This is a genomic window from Ruegeria aquimaris (assembly GCF_025751555.1).
Taxonomy (GTDB): Bacteria; Pseudomonadota; Alphaproteobacteria; order Rhodobacterales; family Rhodobacteraceae; genus Ruegeria_B; species Ruegeria_B aquimaris.
The window spans coordinates 200,136-218,516 of sequence record NZ_JAOWLB010000006.1 but is presented as its reverse complement, the minus strand read 5'-3'; the positions used below and the strand labels follow the sequence as shown (position 1 = coordinate 218,516).

16 protein-coding genes and 1 riboswitch are annotated in these 18,381 nt (G+C 65.4%); of the genes, 4 read left to right on the top strand and 12 right to left on the bottom strand.

All coding sequences use genetic code 11. The features are described from left to right. Positions 1-16: 16 nt before the first annotated feature. The 7 genes from mdoH to OE747_RS11345 form a co-directional block, all read right to left on the bottom strand. The gene (mdoH, locus tag OE747_RS11375) at positions 17-1,888 is read right to left on the bottom strand and encodes a glucans biosynthesis glucosyltransferase MdoH (RefSeq protein WP_263828721.1); all 1,872 of its coding nucleotides are present in this window, start codon (positions 1,886-1,888) and stop codon (positions 17-19) included. Beyond that, complete coding sequence (locus OE747_RS11370; protein ID WP_263828720.1) at positions 1,888-3,387, bottom strand: glucan biosynthesis protein; 1,500 nt, start codon at positions 3,385-3,387, stop codon at positions 1,888-1,890. The genes mdoH and OE747_RS11370 overlap by 1 nt, the downstream gene beginning before the upstream one ends. Next, positions 3,384-4,601 (bottom strand): OpgC family protein, encoded by a 1,218-nt coding sequence (locus OE747_RS11365; RefSeq protein ID WP_263828719.1) that lies wholly within the window; start codon positions 4,599-4,601, stop codon positions 3,384-3,386. The genes OE747_RS11370 and OE747_RS11365 overlap by 4 nt, the downstream gene beginning before the upstream one ends. A gap of 25 nt (positions 4,602-4,626) precedes the next feature. Further along, complete coding sequence (locus OE747_RS11360) at positions 4,627-5,997, bottom strand: tetratricopeptide repeat protein (RefSeq protein ID WP_263828718.1); 1,371 nt, start codon at positions 5,995-5,997, stop codon at positions 4,627-4,629. 177 nt (positions 5,998-6,174) lie between these two features. Next, positions 6,175-7,368 (bottom strand): CaiB/BaiF CoA transferase family protein, encoded by a 1,194-nt coding sequence (locus OE747_RS11355; RefSeq protein ID WP_263828717.1) that lies wholly within the window; start codon positions 7,366-7,368, stop codon positions 6,175-6,177. Further along, positions 7,355-8,974, bottom strand: coding sequence for a thiamine pyrophosphate-binding protein (locus tag OE747_RS11350; RefSeq protein ID WP_263828716.1), 1,620 nt, complete (start codon positions 8,972-8,974; stop codon positions 7,355-7,357). The genes OE747_RS11355 and OE747_RS11350 overlap by 14 nt, the downstream gene beginning before the upstream one ends. A 73-nt stretch (positions 8,975-9,047) precedes the next feature. Then, positions 9,048-9,521, bottom strand: coding sequence for a DUF302 domain-containing protein (locus OE747_RS11345; RefSeq protein ID WP_263828715.1), 474 nt, complete (start codon positions 9,519-9,521; stop codon positions 9,048-9,050). A 127-nt stretch (positions 9,522-9,648) separates the two neighbouring features. Here OE747_RS11345 and OE747_RS11340 point away from each other — a divergent pair, with 127 nt between their 5' ends. Beyond that, positions 9,649-11,199, top strand: a complete 1,551-nt coding sequence (locus OE747_RS11340) for an acetolactate synthase large subunit (RefSeq protein WP_263828714.1) — start codon at positions 9,649-9,651, stop codon at positions 11,197-11,199. A gap of 75 nt (positions 11,200-11,274) precedes the next feature. Here the strand turns inward: OE747_RS11340 and OE747_RS11335 are convergent, their stop codons facing one another. Both OE747_RS11335 and OE747_RS11330 read right to left on the bottom strand, forming a co-directional pair. Further along, a complete protein-coding gene (locus OE747_RS11335) occupies positions 11,275-12,228 on the bottom strand; it encodes a dihydrodipicolinate synthase family protein (RefSeq protein ID WP_263828713.1) in 954 nt (317 codons plus the stop codon). Continuing rightward, positions 12,225-14,291, bottom strand: a complete 2,067-nt coding sequence (locus OE747_RS11330) for a xanthine dehydrogenase family protein molybdopterin-binding subunit (protein ID WP_263828712.1) — start codon at positions 14,289-14,291, stop codon at positions 12,225-12,227. Before OE747_RS11330 ends, OE747_RS11335 begins: the two co-directional genes overlap by 4 nt. Positions 14,292-14,478: 187 nt before the next feature. Here OE747_RS11330 and OE747_RS11325 point away from each other — a divergent pair, with 187 nt between their 5' ends. From OE747_RS11325 to OE747_RS11315, 3 genes are read left to right on the top strand one after another with little or no spacing between them, the layout of a single operon-like run. Beyond that, positions 14,479-15,261 (top strand): aspartate dehydrogenase, encoded by a 783-nt coding sequence (locus OE747_RS11325; protein WP_263828711.1) that lies wholly within the window; start codon positions 14,479-14,481, stop codon positions 15,259-15,261. A gap of 39 nt (positions 15,262-15,300) precedes the next feature. Next, positions 15,301-16,251, top strand: coding sequence for a LysR family transcriptional regulator (locus OE747_RS11320; RefSeq protein ID WP_263828710.1), 951 nt, complete (start codon positions 15,301-15,303; stop codon positions 16,249-16,251). 56 nt (positions 16,252-16,307) lie between these two features. After that, positions 16,308-16,658: a DUF1636 domain-containing protein gene (locus OE747_RS11315; RefSeq protein ID WP_263828709.1), complete on the top strand. Its 351-nt coding sequence runs from the start codon at positions 16,308-16,310 to the stop codon at positions 16,656-16,658. Between the two features lie 23 nt (positions 16,659-16,681). Here OE747_RS11315 and OE747_RS11310 read toward each other — a convergent pair whose 3' ends face one another. The 3 genes from OE747_RS11310 to OE747_RS11300 all read right to left on the bottom strand — a co-directional run bounded on the left by OE747_RS11310 (position 16,682) and on the right by OE747_RS11300 (position 18,120). After that, positions 16,682-17,176, bottom strand: coding sequence for a hypothetical protein (locus OE747_RS11310; RefSeq protein WP_263828708.1), 495 nt, complete (start codon positions 17,174-17,176; stop codon positions 16,682-16,684). Between the two features lie 70 nt (positions 17,177-17,246). Beyond that, positions 17,247-17,945, bottom strand: a complete 699-nt coding sequence (locus OE747_RS11305) for a CbtA family protein (RefSeq protein WP_263828707.1) — start codon at positions 17,943-17,945, stop codon at positions 17,247-17,249. 4 nt (positions 17,946-17,949) lie between these two features. Further along, positions 17,950-18,120, bottom strand: coding sequence for a CbtB domain-containing protein (locus OE747_RS11300; protein WP_263828706.1), 171 nt, complete (start codon positions 18,118-18,120; stop codon positions 17,950-17,952). Positions 18,121-18,155: 35 nt separating this feature from the next. Next, a riboswitch (cobalamin riboswitch) is annotated at positions 18,156-18,365 on the bottom strand. Between the last annotated feature and the right edge of the window lie 16 nt (positions 18,366-18,381).

Here is an 18,381-nt window from a genome sequence, read left to right as displayed (position 1 = left end):
CCGCCCAGCGCCGGGATCATTCTGCCGGATGCGCGCTGGTACCGTGCTCCAGAAGCGACTTCAGTTCGGTCCGGTAAGACCGCGCGGCCCGCGTGATCGCCGGTTCGCGGTATTCCTCGCGCATCCCGATCAGGCGCCGTGCCGTGCCCGCCGATACACCCGACAGGGCCGATAGCGGCACCGCAAGGGCGAGGCTGAACGCAATCGGGGCCAGCCAGACCGAGACCAGCCCCAGAGCGATACCGGCGCAGAGCGCCAGCCCGCTGACGGTTTCGAGCGCATGACAGGTGATCAGCGTCGTCAGGCCATAGGTGCCGCCGTCGCGCGCCTGTGGAGACCATCCCTTCTGGATGCCCAGCATGGTGCGGAACACCGCGATCATCTGCTGGACCATCAGGATGGGGGCGTAAAGGATCGACAGGATCACTTCGGACAGGAACGACAGCAGGAACCGGCCCGCCCCGCCGAAATCGGAGTAACGGGCGCCACTCAGCGGCAGCGCTGCGATCCCCAGCAGCTTGGGCAGCAACAGCATGGCGTACATGACAACGATGATCACCACATGACGGCCTTCGGACATGTCCGGCCATTGTGGGAACAGGGGGTTTTCGGGGCTGAAATATTGCAGCACCGAGCCGTCCTCGCCGTGACCGATCAGCGCCCACATCACCAGGAGCGCGAACCAGATCGGTGACATCAGGTAGCCGATGGCGCCATGGAACATGTGGAACCGCGAGATCGAGCGGAAGCCGCGCGCGGTCAGCAGGTTCAGGTGTTGCAGGTTGCCCTGGCACCAGCGGCGGTCGCGCAGCACATGGTCGATCAGGGTCGGCGGGGTTTCCTCGTATGATCCACGGATGCGCGGCAGAAAGCGCACGGCCCAGCCGGCCCGGCGCAACAATCCCGCCTCGACGAAATCATGGCTCATGATCAGCTTTTCACGCCCCGACAGCGAGCGCAGCTTGGGCAGGCCCGCGCAATTGGCGAAAGCGGCGGTGCGGATGATCGCGTTATGGCCCCAATAGTTGCCCTCTTGTCCGCACCAGCGGGCCATGCCCTCGGCAAAGGCGGCGCCATAGACGCCATTGGCGAACTGCTGCATCCGGGCAAACACCGATTGTGCACCGATCAGTTGCGGAAAGCTTTGAATCAGCCCGGCGGCGGGGTCACGGGCCAGCGCGTCGGTCAGGCGCGCGATCGCGCGGCCGGTCATCAGGCTGTCGGCGTCCAGCACCAGCATCGCATCCCAGGCCCCGCCCCAGGTGCTGACCCAATCGGCGATGTTGCCGACCTTGCGGTCAGTGTTCTGTTCGCGGCGGCGGTAGTATAGCGCGAGGTCAGGGGCCAGCGTTGTGCGCAGCGCCTCGACGCTGGCCTGTTCCTGTGCGGCAATGGCGTCGTCGCGGGTGTCCGACAGTATGAACATGGCGTATTCATGCTGGCCACCACGCGATTTCAGCTCTTCAAGCATGGTGCGCGCGTTGCCCAGCACATACCAAGGAACCTCGTTGTAGACCGGCATCAGCAGGGCCACGCGCAGGCGCTGCACCTTGTCGGCGCGAACCCGGGGTCCCTGCCGGGATAGGGAGAACACGCCCAGCAGAACCGTGCTGACAGCAAAGGCGATCCAGAAGAAGTTGAAGGCGATCAGGGCCAGCAGGATACCTTCGATCAGCGAGATCCCGGCGTCCGAAAACCAGTCTCCCATCACCCAGAGCAACCCCAGGGTCGCGGCCATCGCCGGTGAGAACGCCAGTACCCGCCAAAGCGCGACACCTTGTGCCGCCACTTCCTGCGGGGCCTGAGCGTCACGAAACCCGGTGTTGAAATCCTGCGCCTGCATCGGAAGGGGCGCCGGTGAGGGCATGATCCGCAATTCGTGTTTCATCACGCGGTCCACCTGTAAAGCCAGACTTCGGAGGCGGGTTCACTGTCGCGGCGCAGCTGCGCGCGCAACTCAACCAGTTCCGTTTCGCCGGGGACAAAGGAAAACGCCAGCCGCGCGCCCCCGGTATCGGGGTTGCGTTGCAGGATCGGCGCCGCGATCTCGGCATGGGGGGACTGAACCACCGGTTCCAGCGCCTCCAGATCGTCAAACAGCGGGCTGGCCTCGAAATCGACGACCACCAGTCGGCCCTCGCCAAAGGTCTTCTCGCCCATCGCGGTCCGGATCACGCGCGGCAGCGCGGTCCGATGCGGCTCTTCGCCCCAGGTTAGACGGTATTCGAGGGTAACCTCGCTGCCAGCCGCATAGGGTTCGGCCGGACGCCAATAGGCGACGATGTTGTCATAGATCTCCTGATCGGCGGGAATCTCCACCAGGGTGACTGCCCCCTTGCCCCAGTCGCCCATCGGCTTGACCCACAGGCCCGGTCGGCGATGGTAATTGGCTTCCAGATCGGCAAAATCGGAAAACTCCCGCGCCCTCTGCATCAGGCCAAAGCCACGCGGGTTCTCGTCCACAAAGGACGACACCTGAAGCGCGCGGGGATTGGCCAGCGGGCGCCAGATCACCTCTCCGGCACCGTTCCGGATCAAGAGCCCGTTGCTGTCATGCACAGCAGGGCGGAAATCGTCAAACCGGATATGGTTGCTGGCGTCAAACAGGAACATCGAGGTCAGCGCGCCCAGACCCGCATGGGTCAGGTCCTCGCGCGGGAACAGCGTCGCCTCGACCTCCATCACGCAATCCTCGCCGGGGGTGATGTCGAACCGATAGGCCCCTGCAACCGAGGGGCTGTCCATCAAGGCATGCACGATCATGTTGCGCTGCCCCGGTACGGGGCGTTCCAGCCAGAAGCGGATGAATTCGGGGAATTCCTCGCCATCCGGATCGCCAGTCTTCAGTGCGAGGCCGCGCGCCGAGAGACCATAATTCTCGTTCAATCCGATGGCGCGGAAGTAGCTTGCGCCCTGAAACACGCAGAATTCGTCGGTCTCGCCGGGGCGATGCATTTCCGTGCGCAGCCGCAGGCCCGAGAACCCCAGGTTCTCGTCGGCGGGCAGGGCAGGGACCTCGGGTCCCTTGTCGAACATCGACAGGTCAAAGCCTACCAGACGCGCCATCCCTTTCTCGACCAAATGGATCTGCACCGCGCGCGGGAAATAGAGCCCGGGGGCGAAGAAATCCACGCTGAACGGGGTCTCGGTTCCGGCCCAGAGCCCGTGGTCGATGCGGAACCGGATCGACCGGTATTCCTCATAGGTCAGCGCCTTCCATGCGTCGGGCACATCCGCGCGCATCTGATAGGGGCGGCTGGCCAGATCGCGGGCCATGGACTTGACCAACGTGTGGTCAAAGGGTTCGGCAGGGGTTGCCGCAAAGGCCCTCGGCGCCAGAGTAAGCAGCGAGACCGAGGCCAGAAAGGAACGGCGGGTAAGGGTCATTTCCGTGATTTCCAGGGATGAGATTTGAACCAGGCAGCGCCATAGGCGACGCCAGTGATCAAGATGAAGCCAATGAGATTGACGAACAGAACCGGGAACGGGTCGCGGCCCCAGAGATCGAGAAGCACACCCAGCAGGCGCGCGACAGCCATCGAGAAGACAAAGACCGCCAGCGATTGCTGACCGACTTTGACGATCACGTTCAAGACCTGCTGCCAAAGCTGCGCCAGGGCGCCGTCTCCGGTCGGCAGCAGACGCACGCCCTTGTCGCCGGCCACGACCCAGCCGAGATAGGCCAGAGACAGGAAATGCATGTAGCGCAGCAGGCCAAAATCGGTCTTGTCGCGGTATTCTGCGGTCAGCGGCCAGGTCGCGCGGATGTCATCGGCCACCGCCGGATTCCAGGCCTCGACCCAGAGAAAGACTTTCCATGATCCGAACGGCGCGGACAGGACAACGAACAGGACCGCCACCCAGATCAACGTCTTGCTGACGGGCGGCGCGGGAATCCAGCCGCGCATGAAGGCGAAACCAGTGAAGAACAGCAATTGCCAGCCGAACGGGCTGAAGAACCATTGCCGCTCGGACCAAGGTTCGGCCGGCAGTGCAAGCGCACCCGTCTGTGCCACGGCCCAAATCAGCACCGAGGCCAGCGCCATTGCCCAGAACCCGAGCTTTTGCAGCCCCATCATCAACGGCATCATCGCCAGAACAACCAGATACATCGGCAGGACGTCGAAGTAATTAGGAACGTAGGTGAGCGTAAACAAGCCCACGATCTGCGGTGCCGGGTCGCCAAAGAAATGCTGGAGATTCAGCGCATCGACATAGCTGCGGTCGAACAGGGCCGACAGGTCCAGTGCGGCCATACACATCGCGGTGAAAAAGAACAGACCGATATGTGCCCAATAGACCTGCCAGATGCGGAACACGATGCGGGCGCTGCCCATCACCCAGCCCTTTTTCAGAAAAGCGCCGCCGAATGCGATGGCCGAGGCCATGCCCGAGCAGAACACGAAGATTTCGGTCGCGTCGGAGAAGCCAAACCGGGCGGGAATCCAGTTTGCCCAGGGGTTGTCGCTGATATGAGCGACCAGAATGATGAACATCGCGATCCCGCGATAGAAATCCAGCCGCAGATCGCGCGTAGAGGCGGGAGCCACGACGCGGGTCGTGGCCGGTGCAAAATCCGATACGGGCGAAATCGTCGCCATGCGTGTTGGGTCCTTCTCAGTCACGTTATTCGGCAGGCACGCTATGCATGCCGCGCCCCCCTTTGCCGGCCTCGATCAGGGCACGGCGGGCAAGGGCATAGTTGTCTTCATGTCCACATCGCTTGCTTCGGCGGTCGTCCAGGATGCGTTCCACCGCATCCAGGCGACCGGCTCGCAGCCCGGCGTCGATTGTGATCCGTTCGAATACGTCGCGCTGGGCATGGCTGCCTCCGGCCAATTGCATGTTGCCGCGCGCGGCAAGCAAGTGATCGAAGGCCCGTCCATGATCTCCATCGCCAAAGGCCTCAAGCCCCAGCGCGGCATTCATTCCGGGATCGGCCATGCGACGGGTCACATCGCAATTGGCCTTGTCTGCATCGCGTTTAATCCGCTGCAGCATTCGCGAGATGGCCTCTTCGCGGGTATCCCCCGTCAGGGCCAGCAGGTAATGCAGGTCTGCGAAGATCAGGCTTCCATCTTCGGTGCGCGCAGCACTTAGATCGGCCAGTTCTTCCCAGCGGTCTCCGACATTTACGCCTTCAAGCTCGAGCCGCGACAGCAGCGAGGTGGCGTTAGATATGTCCCGATAATCGTCTGTCTTATCCTTGCGAATCACTGAATCGTAGAGATCGAATACATGATCAATCTGGCCCTGGTCCAGATGCATCAGCGCCTTGTGCCACCAGACATGATACCGAAAGTTGTTGCAATGGGACCAGGCCGCCTCGCGCCCGGCAAGCCATTCCAGCCCCTGTTCGGATTGCCCTTTCATTTCATGCACATGCGCCACCGCGTGCAGGCCCCAGGCATCGTCCGAGACCATCCACAGCGCTTGCCGCCCGGCAATCTCGGCCTTGTCGTAGGCGCCCGTTTCCTCGAGCGCGAAGGCATGGCAGCCCAGCAGATAGCCGCGCCCGGCGTGATCGGGGGCATAGGCGGGCATCACCCGCTCGATCGAGCGGCGCATTCCGGCCGGATCACCCAGCACAAACCGGGTGGCGTGGCTCAGCTTCATCGCCAGCGTATCGTCGGGATGCGCGCGCAGGATCGCCTCGAATTCCTGCACCGACCGGCTGGGATTGCCCGCCAGCCAATGGCGCAGCGCCGCCAGGTAATGCGCCTCGCGGGGCGTTACCGGGTGCGCATCGGCCGCGCGCTCGGCTGCGGCCATCGCTTCAACCGCGACCGGGGTCATCTCGCGCCGACCCAGAAGCAGCATGAACAGGCCCTTTATGGCATGGCCCAGGGCAAAATCCGGTTCCAGTTCCAACACCCGCGCCAGATGCTGCGGGGTTACTGCCGCATGGGCCATGAAGCCCAGCAGAACTCCGTCCCACGCCTCGGCGCTGTCCGCGCGGGTCAGGCTGTTGGTCTGTCCAAAAACATCGTCTCTCATACCGGGTCCGTTCCTTGCAAAGGGTGGCTGTTCGCGCCTTTGCCAAGTCTATTGGAGCCCCGTATCAGGATCGACGTCGCTCGCGAATTGGTGAAAGCGCGTGTGCGGAAAATGGGGGAAAAGCCGCCGAATGCCCCTGTTGTTTCAGCAATTTGCCGCCTAGGGACAGGCGATGTTTCAGTCCGTGAACGGATCGTCCGAGGAGAGCACGGATTCGGTGTCCTGCCCGCAACGCGGCGGCGCCTTGCGATAGGTGACAGGGGTGCGCGACAGTTTCAGCGGGTTGCCGATCAGGTGTACCGGGCCGGGCTCGGCCTTCATGTCGATCTGCATCTGGCGGGCCGCGACCTGATCGCTGGCAAAGACCTGGTCGATGGTCTGGACCGGCCCCACCGTGACCTTGAGCGCCTCGAGCCCCGCGATCACGTCGGCCATGCTGCGCGCCGCCAGCGCCGGGCGCAGCAGCGCATCCAACTCGGCGCGGTTTTGCAACCGCGCCGAGTTGGTGGCAAAGCGCGGGTTGTCGGCCAGCGCGCCCAGGTCGAGAAATCCGCAGAAACGGCGGAACTGGCTGTCATTGCCCACCGCCAGCACCACATGCCCGTCCGAGGTGGCATAGACGTCATAGGGCATGATGTTGGGATGGGCATTGCCGCGCCGCTGGGGTAGGACGCCGCTGGTCAGATAGTTCACACCCTCGTTGATCATCCAGGCCACCTGCGCATCGACTAGCGCCAGGTCGATATGTTGGCCCTCGCCGGTGCGCTGGCGGTGATGCAGCGCCGCGAGGATTCCCACGGTCGCATACATGCCGCACATCACGTCGGCGATACCCACGCCCACCTTCATCGGCGCGCCATCGGGTTCACCGGTCAGCGACATGATGCCACCAAACCCTTGGGCCATAAGATCATAACCCGGTTTCGAGGCATTGGGGCCGGTCTGACCAAATCCCGAGATCGAGCAATAGACAAGGCCGGGAAACTCGGGGCCGAGGCTCGCATAATCCAGCCCGTACTTTGCCAGCCCGCCGGGTTTGAAATTCTCGATCAGGATATCGGCATGGGCCGCCAGACGCCGGATTTGTGCCTGCCCCTCGGGTGTCGAGATATCCAGCGCCACCGATTTCTTGTTGCGGTTGGCGGCCATGAAATAGGCGCTCAGGTCGCTGGGGTTGCCCTCGGAGTCGGTCACATAGGGAGGCCCCCATTGCCGCGTGTCATCGCCACCCGAACCGGGGTTCTCGATCTTGATCACATTGGCGCCCAGATCACCCAACAGCTGGGTACAGGTCGGCCCCGCCAGAATGCGGCTGAGGTCCAGCACGCGCACCCCGTCGAGCGGCCCTTTGGGTTGTTCAGATCCGGCCATCGTAATCCCCTCGTGCAATTTCGGCGGCGATCACCGTGAAGCGGTCCGCTGCCTGCGCCGCTTCCAGCGCCGCGCGCAACTCTGCCCGCGAGCGTACGGTGTGTCCATGCCCGCCAAAGGCGCGGCCGATGGCGGCAAAGTCGTGATGCCCGAAATCGACGCCCCGATTGGGCAACTGGCGGCCGCGCTGTTTCAGCTCGATCAGCGACAGGCTGGCATCGACAAAGACCAGAAAGATCGGGTTGCCGCCCATCTCGGCGGCGGTCGACAGCTCTCCGGCGACCATCAGGAACCCGGCATCGCCCGTGAAACTGATCACGGGGCGGTCGGGCGCGGCCAGTTTCAGACCAATCGCCATCGGCAGGGCGCAGCCCATGGTGCACAGTCCCGAGGACTGGATCAGCCCGCGCGGCTCGTCACAGCGCCACATCTGGCTCAGCAGGATGCGATGGGCGCCGCTGTCGGCGGTGGCGAGCGTGCCAGCAGGCAGGGCGGCGCGGGCCTCGGCGATGATGGCGGCGGGGCCCCAGACCTCGTCTTCGGGAAAGGCGCGGGCGAGCGCGGCGCGCGCCGCCTGCGGCTCGCCCGCGGGCCAGGTGGCATGCCCCGGCGTGCCCTTCGCGATGGCCTCCAGCGTGGCGCCGGTATCGGCAACGATATTGATCCCGGCCTGATGCATGTAGTGGTCGTTGACCACAGCCGAGATGTCTATCACCCGCTGGTTTTCGGGGTCCCAGACCTCGCGCCAGCCGGGGCGCATCTCGATCGGGTCATAGCCCAGGCACAGGATCAGGTCGGCGGCCTTGACCAGCGGCAGCAGGTGGCTGTCTGCCAGTGGTGACAGGCCCGCGCCGCCGAGGCAAAGGCGGTGATCTTCGGGCAGGATACCCTTGGCCTTGTAGGTGGTGACAAAGGGAATTTCGAAATGTTCCAGAAAGGCTTGCAGGACACATTTCGAGTTGTCCGCCAGCACGTCGAGGCCGATCACCGCCAGCGGGCGGCGTGCCTCAGCGACCCAGCGGCGGGCGGTTTCCAGACAGGTGCCGCCGGGCGCCACCGGGGCCGCCGAGGTCAGCCGCCGCCGCCTTGTCTCGCGTACCGGGGTATCGGCCACGCCGATCGGCACGTCGATATGTACCGGGCCGGGCCGGGGCTGCATCGCCAGCGACACCGCCTTGTCGGCGATAATATCCGCGCCTTCGGCGGTCAGGCGGAAACTGCCCTTGGTGATCGGGCGGAACACCTGGGCATGGTCCATCACCTGATGGGTATAGGTCAGCGCCTCGTCGGCATCGACACAGCCGGTGAGCACGATCATCGGCACCCGGTCCTGCAACGCATTGGCCACCACGTTGACCCCGTTCATCGCCCCCGGTCCCAGCGTCGCCAGCAGGATCGCGGGCGCGCCATCGCGATGATGCACCCCCTCGGCCATGAAACCGGCGGCATTCTCATGCTTGGCCAGATGAAAGGCGATCCCCGCCTTGTCCAACGCATCGACCAGCGTCAGCACCTCGCCGCCGGGCATGCCAAAGGCATGGCGGCAGCCCGCCTCGTACAGCCGCCGGGCCAGCAGGTCGGCGGCGCGGGGAAGGGGGTCTGACATGGTGGGGCTCCGTTACAGGGATCGGTTCTGGCCGAGATTGCGGAGCCTGCGCCCGAAGGCAAGGGGGGTCACGTCACTGTGAGGCAATTGCCTGCGCCGCCACCGCCGCAAACCGCGAGTCCAGCTCGGCGGCAATGGCGGCCAGCTCGGCACCGCCCTCGTCCAGATAGGGGGCAAAGACCTGCGAGGGCAGCTTGTAGCCCAGCGTGGCATAGCCGTCGGCGTTTTCGGTGACGTAGAAGCGGATCGGCGCTTCGATCATCGCGGCGGTGGACAGCGCCAGCACCCGCACCGCGAAATCGTTGTTGAAGGCGCCAATGACCCGGTTGCCGGGAATGATGATGCCGCGCCGGGCGGCGGCCTCGGTCGGGCCTGCCTGGGTAACGATGCCCAACCCGTTTGCGGTGATCGCGGCGCGGGTGTCCTCGACCAGTTGTGCATGGGTCTTGGTCGTGGCGTGCACCGCCCAGCCCGGGCGCGGCGTCAGATCGGCGGCGAGCGCGGGCAGGGCAAGGTGGGCGATCAGGGCGAGGACGGCAAGGCGCATTGTGGGTCTCTCCTTTGCTGGACCCATGATGCCAGATTTGGGCGCTGTGCGCGCTCACGTTATCGTGCACAGTTTACGTGACGCCGCGCGCCGCCTAGGCTCACCCCAATTGCGAGGAGTGAGGGTGATGAGCGAAATGAACGGCGCCGAAAGCCTGGTGCGCAGCCTGCTGCAAAGCGGGGTCGATACTTGTTTCACCAATCCCGGCACCTCCGAGATGCATTTTGTGGCGGCGCTCGATCAGGTGCCGGGCCTGCGCTCGATCCTGGCGCTGTTCGAAGGGGTCGCAACCGGGGCGGCGGATGGATACTACCGGATGGCGCGCAAACCGGCGGCGACGCTGCTGCATCTGGGGCCGGGACTGGCCAACGGTATCTCGAACCTGCACAACGCCAAGAAGGCCGGATCGGCCGTGGTCAATATCGTGGGCCAGCACGCGGCCAGCCATCTGGAGCTGGACGCGCCGCTGACGGCGGATATCGAGGGGCTGGCGCGGCCGGTGTCGCATTGGGTCGAGACCTCGTTGTCGGCGGCGGATGTGGGGCGCGATGCCGCCCGTGCGGTACAGGCGGCACGCAGCGCACCGGGGCAGGTGGCAACGCTGATCCTGCCGTCTGACACGGCCTGGACCCCGGGCGGGCAGGTCGCGCCCGCCTTGCCGGTGCCTGCGCGGGCGCCGGTTGAGGCCGAGACGTTGGAACAGGCGGCAGTTGCGCTGAGCGGGCCTGACAGCCTGTTGCTGCTCGGGGGCGAAGCGCTGACCGAGGAAAATCTGGAACGTGCTGGCCGCATCGCGGCGGCAACCGGCTGCGCGTTGCTGTCGGAATGGGCCAATGCGCGGATGGAACGGGGCGCGGGCCGGGTGCCGGTGGCGCGCGTGCCCTATCCGATCAACATGGCGCTGGAGGCGCTGTCGCGCTTCCGCCGCATCGTTTTGCTGGGCGCGCGGCCCCCCATCGGCTTTTTCGCTTATCCGGGCAAACCCGCCGTGCTGACCCATCCAGAGGCAGAGATCATCGCGCTGGCCGATTGGGCCGCCGATCTGGATGGTGCGCTGGCCGGGCTGGAACAGGCGGTGGGCGGCTCTGGCACCGATCCGGTGCTCGCGCCGCCTGTCGCGCCGGGATCGGTCAGCGGCCCTAACACGCCCGAGAGTGTAGCCGCCGTGCTGGGCCAATACATCCCCGAAGGCGCCATCGTGCTGGACGAGTCGGTGACCACCGGCCGCGCCTTTCACGGCGCCACCCTGGGCGCCGCGCCGCATACATGGATCAACAATTGCGGTGGTTCCATCGGGTACAGCCTCGCCGCCGCCATCGGGGCCGCCTTCGCCTGCCCGGACCGCAAGGTGATGACGCTGACCGGCGATGGCTCGGCCATGTACATGCCACAGGCCTTGTGGACCATGGCGCGTGAAGCTCTGGATATCACCGTGGTGATCTGGGCCAATCGCAGCTATCGCATCCTGCTGGGTGAATTGTCGGGGGTGGGGGTGATGAACCCCGGCCCGCGCGCGCTCGACATGTTAAGCCTGGAGCGGCCTGCCATCGACTGGGTCGGGCAGGCGCAAAGCCTTGGTGTGCCTGCTGTCCGGGTCGAGCGGGCCGAGGAGTTTGCGCAGGCGCTGGAGCGGGGATTTGCCGAGGCGGGACCAAACCTCATCGAGGTTCTGCTTTAGTGGGGGTGGGGAGGGGGCGCTGCCCCCGTCGCGCCTTGCGCGACTCCCCCGGAGTATTTTGGGCGAAATGAAGGGTCAGAGGCGCAGGCCGCAGGCCTCAAAGGCGGCGCGCGTGGCGGATTTTTCCGCCTCGGTCAGTTCCTGCATGGGAAAGCGCACCCGCCCGCCGGTCTGTCCCAGCAGCTCTTGCCAGTATTTGCCATGTGCTTGCGGCTTGCTGCCCGGTTTGGTCGATTTGATCGCATGGCGCACCGGGTCGAGGCTGTCGCGGATCGCGCGCGCCTCGTCGATACGGCCGGCAAAGGCCAGTTGGGTATAGTCATGCATGCGCCGGTCGTTTGCGGTTTGCAGCTGATAGGGCGGTGAGGAGCAAAGATAGAGCCGCCAGCCCAGTTCCACGATATTGTCGAACCATTCCTCTTCGGAGGCGGTGGAGACCTGGATCCGGTCGCCCGCCAGCTCGGTCAGGCGGGCATACATCTCGCGCGGGACCGAGTATTTGATAGCCACCACATTAGGCAGATCGGCAATGCGCGCGCACAGCTCGGGGCTCATCAGGTAACCGCTGTCGGGGTGGCTCCACATGGCGATACCGATATCGACCGCCTCGCTGATGACCTTGTAATATTCGTAGAGCAGCGCGTCGCGGTCATGCACGAAATGCAGCACCGGCGCGTGCACCACGATATAGTCGGCACCCACATCCTGGGCATGGCGGGCCAGTTCGAGCACGGTGTCGAAATTCTGGTCCGAGACCGACATCATGGTGCCCGCGCGCCCGGCGCATGCCTCGACCGCGACCTCGAGGTTGCGCTTGCGCTCCTCCAGCGACATCGAGAAAAACTCGCCCTGTTTGCCGCAGATGAAGAGGCCCGCGATGCCCAGATCATCGACCCAGTGGCGGATATTGCGGCGAAAGCCCGCCTCGTCAAACGTCAGATCCTCGGCAAAGGGGTTCAGCGCCGCGGCCCAGATGCCGCGCAGATGTTCGCGGGCATGGTCCTTGGCCTCGCTCTTGGCGTATCTCATGTCTCATGTCCCTTGCTTGTATTGGTGATCGCCTGCCAGAGCGACAGGCTGGTAAGCGGCATCTGCAGATCGGTCACACCCAGAGGCGCCAGCGCATCCAACGCGGCGTTCAGGATCGCCGCCGGGGCGCCGATGGTGCCGGCCTCGCCGATCCCCTTGGCGCCGAGCGCGTTGGTGGTGGCGATGGTTTCGGTCTTGTGGATGGTGAGTGGCGGCAGGTCAGCCGCGCGCGGCATCGCGTAATCCATGAACGAGCCGGTGAGAAGCTGGCCGTCGTCGAAATGCAACGCCTCCATCATCGCCTCGCCCAGGCCCTGGGCAAAGCCACCCATCACCTGGCCCTTGGCCAGGAGCGGGTTGATCAGCCGCCCGGCATCGTCGAGGCAGGCCATGCGGGTCAGATGCGGGGCGCCGGTGTCGCGGTCGACCTCGATCGCGGCGAGGTAGCAGCCATGGCCCCAGGCCTCGCCCGGGGCGGTATAGACCGTGTCGGCTGTGATCGGGCCGGTCTCGCCCGCGTCGCGGCGGCGGATGATCTCGCGGCAGGCCTCGAGCACGGCGCTGGCGCCGATGGGGGTGCTGCGGCTGGCCAGCGCGCCGATGCCCGCCGGGCAGGTGGCGGTGTCGCCATGCAGCACGGTGATATCGGCGGGCGTGAGCCCCAGCGCGTCGGCGGCGATCTGGGCCAGCGCGGTTTCGCGCCCATGGCCCTGGCTGCTGCCGCCAAATTCCACCGTGGCACAACCCGCCTCAAGGGTCACGCGCGCACTTTCCCAACCCTTGCCCGAAGGTTCGACGTAAAAGCCGAGGCCGATCCCGGCCAATGCCCCCTTTGCGCGCCTTGCGTCGCGCCGGGCGCACCAGGCGGGGTAATCGGCCAGCCTTAGCAAATGGTCGAGTGCCGTGGCATAATCGGCGCCTTCGACCTGACCCGCGGGCAGGTCGCGTGGGCCGTTCACGCGGTGCAGGTTGCGGCGGCGGATCTCGGCGGGATCAAGACCGGTGGCGCGGGCGGCGGCATCGGCCAGACGCTCCATCAGCGCGCAGGCCTCGGGGCGGCCGGCTCCGCGATAGATGCCGGTGGGCGCGGTATGGGCGCGCCGGGCGCTGGTGCCCAGATCGGTGGCAGGGATGTCATAGGGGCCGGGCAGGATGCGGGCGGCGTTCCAGGCCGGGATCAGCGCCGAATTGGGCAGCCAATGGCCCAGCGGTGCCTCGACGCGGGCCTTGAGCGCCAGAAATCGCCCCTCACTGTCGATGGCAAGCTGGCCCTCGCTTGTCAGCCCCCGGCCATGGGTGGCCGACAGGAATTCTTCGCTGCGGGTTGCGGTCCAGCGCACCGGGCGGCCCAGGTGATGCGCGGCCCAGACCGCCAGCACCTCTTCGGGGTAAAGCGAAGCCTTCATGCCAAAGGCGCCGCCCACGTCGCGGGCGATCACCCGCAGGTGCTCGGGGTCGAGCGACAGGATGCGGGCCAGATCGGCCCGCGCCCGGTGCGGCGTCTGGGTGGACAACCAGACTGTCAAGCCGCCGCCTTCGGGCAGGACGGCGATTGCGCGCGGTTCCATCGGGCTGGGGGCGAGGCGCGGATGCTGATTGCGGACCCGAACCACATGCGCCGCTGTGGCAAAGGCTGCTGCGGTATCGCCGGTCTGCCAGTGTTGCATCGCCGCCAATCGTGGCGGCGCGGCGACGGTCTCCTCGATATCGGCTTCGATCATCTCAACCGCGTCCAGTGCCTGATTCACCGTTGTGGCAAGCACGGCGGCTACCGGCTGTCCCACCGCTTCGATATCAGACGCGGCCAGGATCGGGAAATTCGGCAAGTCGCAAAGGGGCAGCGCCGGGTTGACCTCCAAGACCCCCATTGGCCCAAGGGTTTGGGCAGTCAACACCGCGTGAACACCGGGCAGCGCTTCTGCTTGGGCTGTTTCGAGGTGGGTAATCTGCCCGCAAGCGACCGGACTGCGCAGAAACGCCAGATGCAGTGCGTCGGGCAGGGCGATGTCGCCAGCATACTGCCCTTCACCCCGCAACAGTCGCGGATCTTCGCGCCGGTTCATGGGGCGTCCGGTATATGGCGGTGTCTCGGTCAATGCGGGTCCGGTGAAAGCTTGGCGTTTTGCCAACCCTGAACTGCCTTTCCGCCGCGGGGCAAATCGAGAAAACGCATCCGGGTATCTGTAAACAGGATATCAATTGCGGTCGGGTATGTGAAATATCCTTGTCAGTCGGCCAGGGGGATAAGACATGAAGATTGCACTGATAGGGCATGGCGCGATTGCGGCATATGTAGCGGCAAACCTGCCTGCGAACACGCAGCTGACCGGCGCGATTTGCAGGCCGGGTCGCGAGGCCGCAGCGCACGAAGCGCTTTCTGTTGTTCCGGCTCTTTCGGTCGCGGACCTGCCCGAGCGCCCCGATCTTCTGGTCGATTGCGCCGGTCACGCGGGGCTTCGTGCACATGGTCTGGCCGCGCTCGCTGCCGGGATCGAGGTTCTGTCCGTTTCGGTCGGCGCACTGGCCGATGCCGGGTTCTGTGCCGAGTTGGAGGCCGCCGCCCGTGCGGGTGGCACCCGGCTTTGCCTTGCCTCCGGCGCCATTGGCGCGCTCGATGCGCTGTCGGCGGCGGCAACGGGGCAAGGGCTGGCGGTCACCTATACCGGGCGCAAACCGCCGCAGGGCTGGCGCGGCAGCCGCGCCGAAGAGGTCCTGGATCTGGAGGCGCTCGCCGGGCCTGTCACCCATTTCAGCGGCACCGCGCGTGAAGCGGCGCAGGCCTACCCCAAGAATGCCAATGTCGCCGCCGCCGTAGCGTTGGCGGGGGCCGGACTCGACGCCACGCGGGCCGAGTTGATCGCCGATCCGGGTGTCACCGCCAATATCCACGAGATTGCCGCCGAAGGCTCATTCGGGCGTTTTCGGTTCCAGATCGAAGGTCTGCCGCTGCCCGGCAATCCCAGGTCCTCGGCCCTGACCGCCCTCAGCCTGCTTGCGGCCCTGCGACAGCGGCAGGCCACCATCCGGATATAGCTTTGACGGATATCAATCCGCCGTGGTATCGCAAAAAGCATGAGCCGCACCCAGATCCGCATCGTCGAACGCGTGTTGACACGCCTGAAACTCAAACAGCTCCGGCTGCTGGTGGCGGTCGGCGAACAGCATTCCATCCTGCACGCGGCGCAGGCGTTGAACATGTCGCAGCCCGCGGCGACCAAGCTGATCAAGGATCTCGAGCTCGACTTCGACGTACAGCTCTTTGACCGCACCAACCGCGGCATGGTGCCCACCGTCTTTGGACAGGCACTGATCCGCCACGGTAAGCTGATCCTGGCGCAGATTTCCCATGCCGCCCAGGAGCTGGATGACCTGAACGAAGGCAATGGCGGACGCGTCGTGGTTGGTACCCTGCTGGCGGCCTCGGCCGATTTCCTGCCGCGTGTCCTGCACCGGCTGGTTGTCGAAAAACCCGGCTTGGTCGTGAAACTGGTTGAGGGCACCAACGAAGTGCTGATGCCCGCGCTGCGCTCTGGCGATGTGGATCTGGTGGTGGGGCGGTTGCCGATGCATCGGCACCGCGCCGAGATCGAACAGGAACGGCTGTTCGACGAAGAGGTGATCTGTGTTGCCCGCGCCGGTCATCCCCTGACCGGCATCGAGGCTCCGGACCTGGCGGATCTGATGCGCTTTCCCTGGATCCTGCCACCGGCGGAAACGACCCTCAGACGGCAGCTCGACCAGGTTTTTGTCGATCTCGGCGGCGGCGCGCCGGCCTATGCGGTGGAATCGGTTTCGTACCTGGCCAACCGGGGTCTTCTTGTGGGTTCAGACATGTTGGCGGTCATGCCCGCCCATGTGCCGCGCCACGATATCGGCACCGGCGCGCTGGCGCGGGTGAACTGGCAGGTGCCGATCCCGATCGGCCCGGTCGGCGTCTCCATGCGCCGCTCGGCCAGCCTGTCGCCCTCGGTCGCGGGGTTTCTGGCGGCGCTGCGCCGCGAGGCGGCGGAAATCTCCGCCTGAGACTTGCCAGCGCCGGGGGGATCGGTCACATCTGCGCCGATGACCCTGAGCATGCCATGACCGACATCCTGCTTTCCCTTTGTTCCAGCTGCGCAGGCGAGCGCGACATCGAGGCCGAGCGTGCCGCGCTGCGCGCGGCGCTTGACCGAGCCGGTCTGTCGGCGCGTGTGGGTTTGGCCGAACACCCCTGTTTCGGAGCCTGTGAGGCGCCGGTCGCCATCGCGTTACAGGGTGCGGGCCGGGCGAGTTATGTGTTTTCCGATCTCGATCCGGTGGGGGATGCCGCAGATATCGCCGCAACCTGCCGACTGTATCTGGACAGCCCGGCGGGCTGGATCCAAGACGCCCGCGACTGCGGGCGGCTTCGGCTGTGCTTGCTGGCGCGAATACCTGCCCTATCCTCCTGAAAGGACGGGCAAGGCATCACATCTTATTCGACCTCGACGATCACGCTCGCCGCGACCGGCATACCCTCGACTGTGAGCTCGCCATGGCTGTTGGTGTTCAGCGACACCGTGACCTCGACCTGCCCCTTGGGCAGTTCGGGGATATGCATCCATTCGCCATAGAGCCGGGCCAGTTTCACGCCATTGACATAGACATGGGCGTGACCCTCACCGGGCTGATCGGTAGCCGAGGCATTTTCCGGGGCAAAGCGGAAATTGGTCGGTGCCACGTGCAGGTTCCATCCGGACATCGGGTCCTTGAACATCTGAACCGCCAGACCGGGCGCATCGGCGCCCGCAGGCAGGTTCACCGCGTTGCCGTGCGAATGTGCGGCGGCCTCGGAGTGAGCGCCGCCATGTTGGGCGGGATCAGCATGGTCATGGCCGTCGAAACTGATGCCATAGGCGCCCGCCGTGACGAAACCGGCACCGCCGCCAAACACCAGCCCGATGGCGAACAGGGCAAGAGATCGGGACATTTCTGTCTCCTCGTGAGAAATGGAAAACCCCGCCAGCCATGCCAGCGGGGTGAAAGGGCCGTCAAACGGCTCAGGCGTGCGCGTCGGCGCGCTTGCTCTCGGCCTGCCAGAAGTATCCGGCGAAACCACCCAGCAGCACCCAGGCCGCCATTCCAACGCCAAAGGCGCGAGCAGCGAACAATGCACCCAGCTCGGTCGGCACCGGGCCGCTGAAGCTTTCAGGCTCGGGAGCACCGATCAGATGCGGCGCCAGCAGCAGCAGCGCGGCAGCACCATAGGCCATCGCATTGCTGCCAAAGGCGATCAGCCACATCGCGATCCCTGTGGCGGCCACTGTCGCGGTCCACCAGATCTGACGAAGCTCGACATCGGCAGCCGCCACACCAGGCACCTCAGGCGCCAGCGACAGGCCGGGCGCGAAGTGGAACGAGATGAAACCCGCCAGGCCCCAGAGCAGGCCAGCGCGTGCAGTCACCGCGTGCCCCATTCTCTCGGCCATGGACATCAGTGCCACCATGACCAGCGCATAGCCGGTATAGGTGAACATGGTGAACACGACGCTCAGACCGTCCCGCATCGGGTCAGCGAAAAGACCGGGCAGTTCGGGCTGGGCGCTGACCGCTTCCGCCCCGAAATGCACCAGTTCTCCGGATTCATACAGTTCGGCATGCAGCAACACGGGCTGCACGAATACGAACTGCAGCAGGGCTGCGATCAGCCCCGCTGCAGCACCAGCGAACAACGCGCTGGTCAGAATGCGACTGAACATGGTCTCAGTGGCAGGGGAAGCCGGTGGCGTGGCGCACGTCATGTGCCGCATCATGCAGCGCGGATGCCTGCACATGGCCCGCCAGGGTCACAATGCCCAGGCCCAGAACCACGGCGAACAGCGCGGGCAGGATGGCCGAACCGGATACGGTTGCCTTGAGAGTTTTGGTCGTCATGTCATTTCCTCCTTGCCGCCGCACCCGACGGCCGGTGTTTCATTGCCTGTCTGGCAGGTCTCCTGGCTTGCGGGTCAGTGCCTCTGTTCGCCTTCCCCCCGAGCGAACCCGGGAGTGGCTGGTTGAACAGAGGCTCACCGCTTACAGTCGCGGGGGCGGCTTTGGCCTGAACCGACGGGCGGTCGCACCAAATTCCCTCTTAGCATCCGGATTGCTCCGGCAGGACCAGACCCCTCCATTTAGCCGCGAACGCGCGCCCGG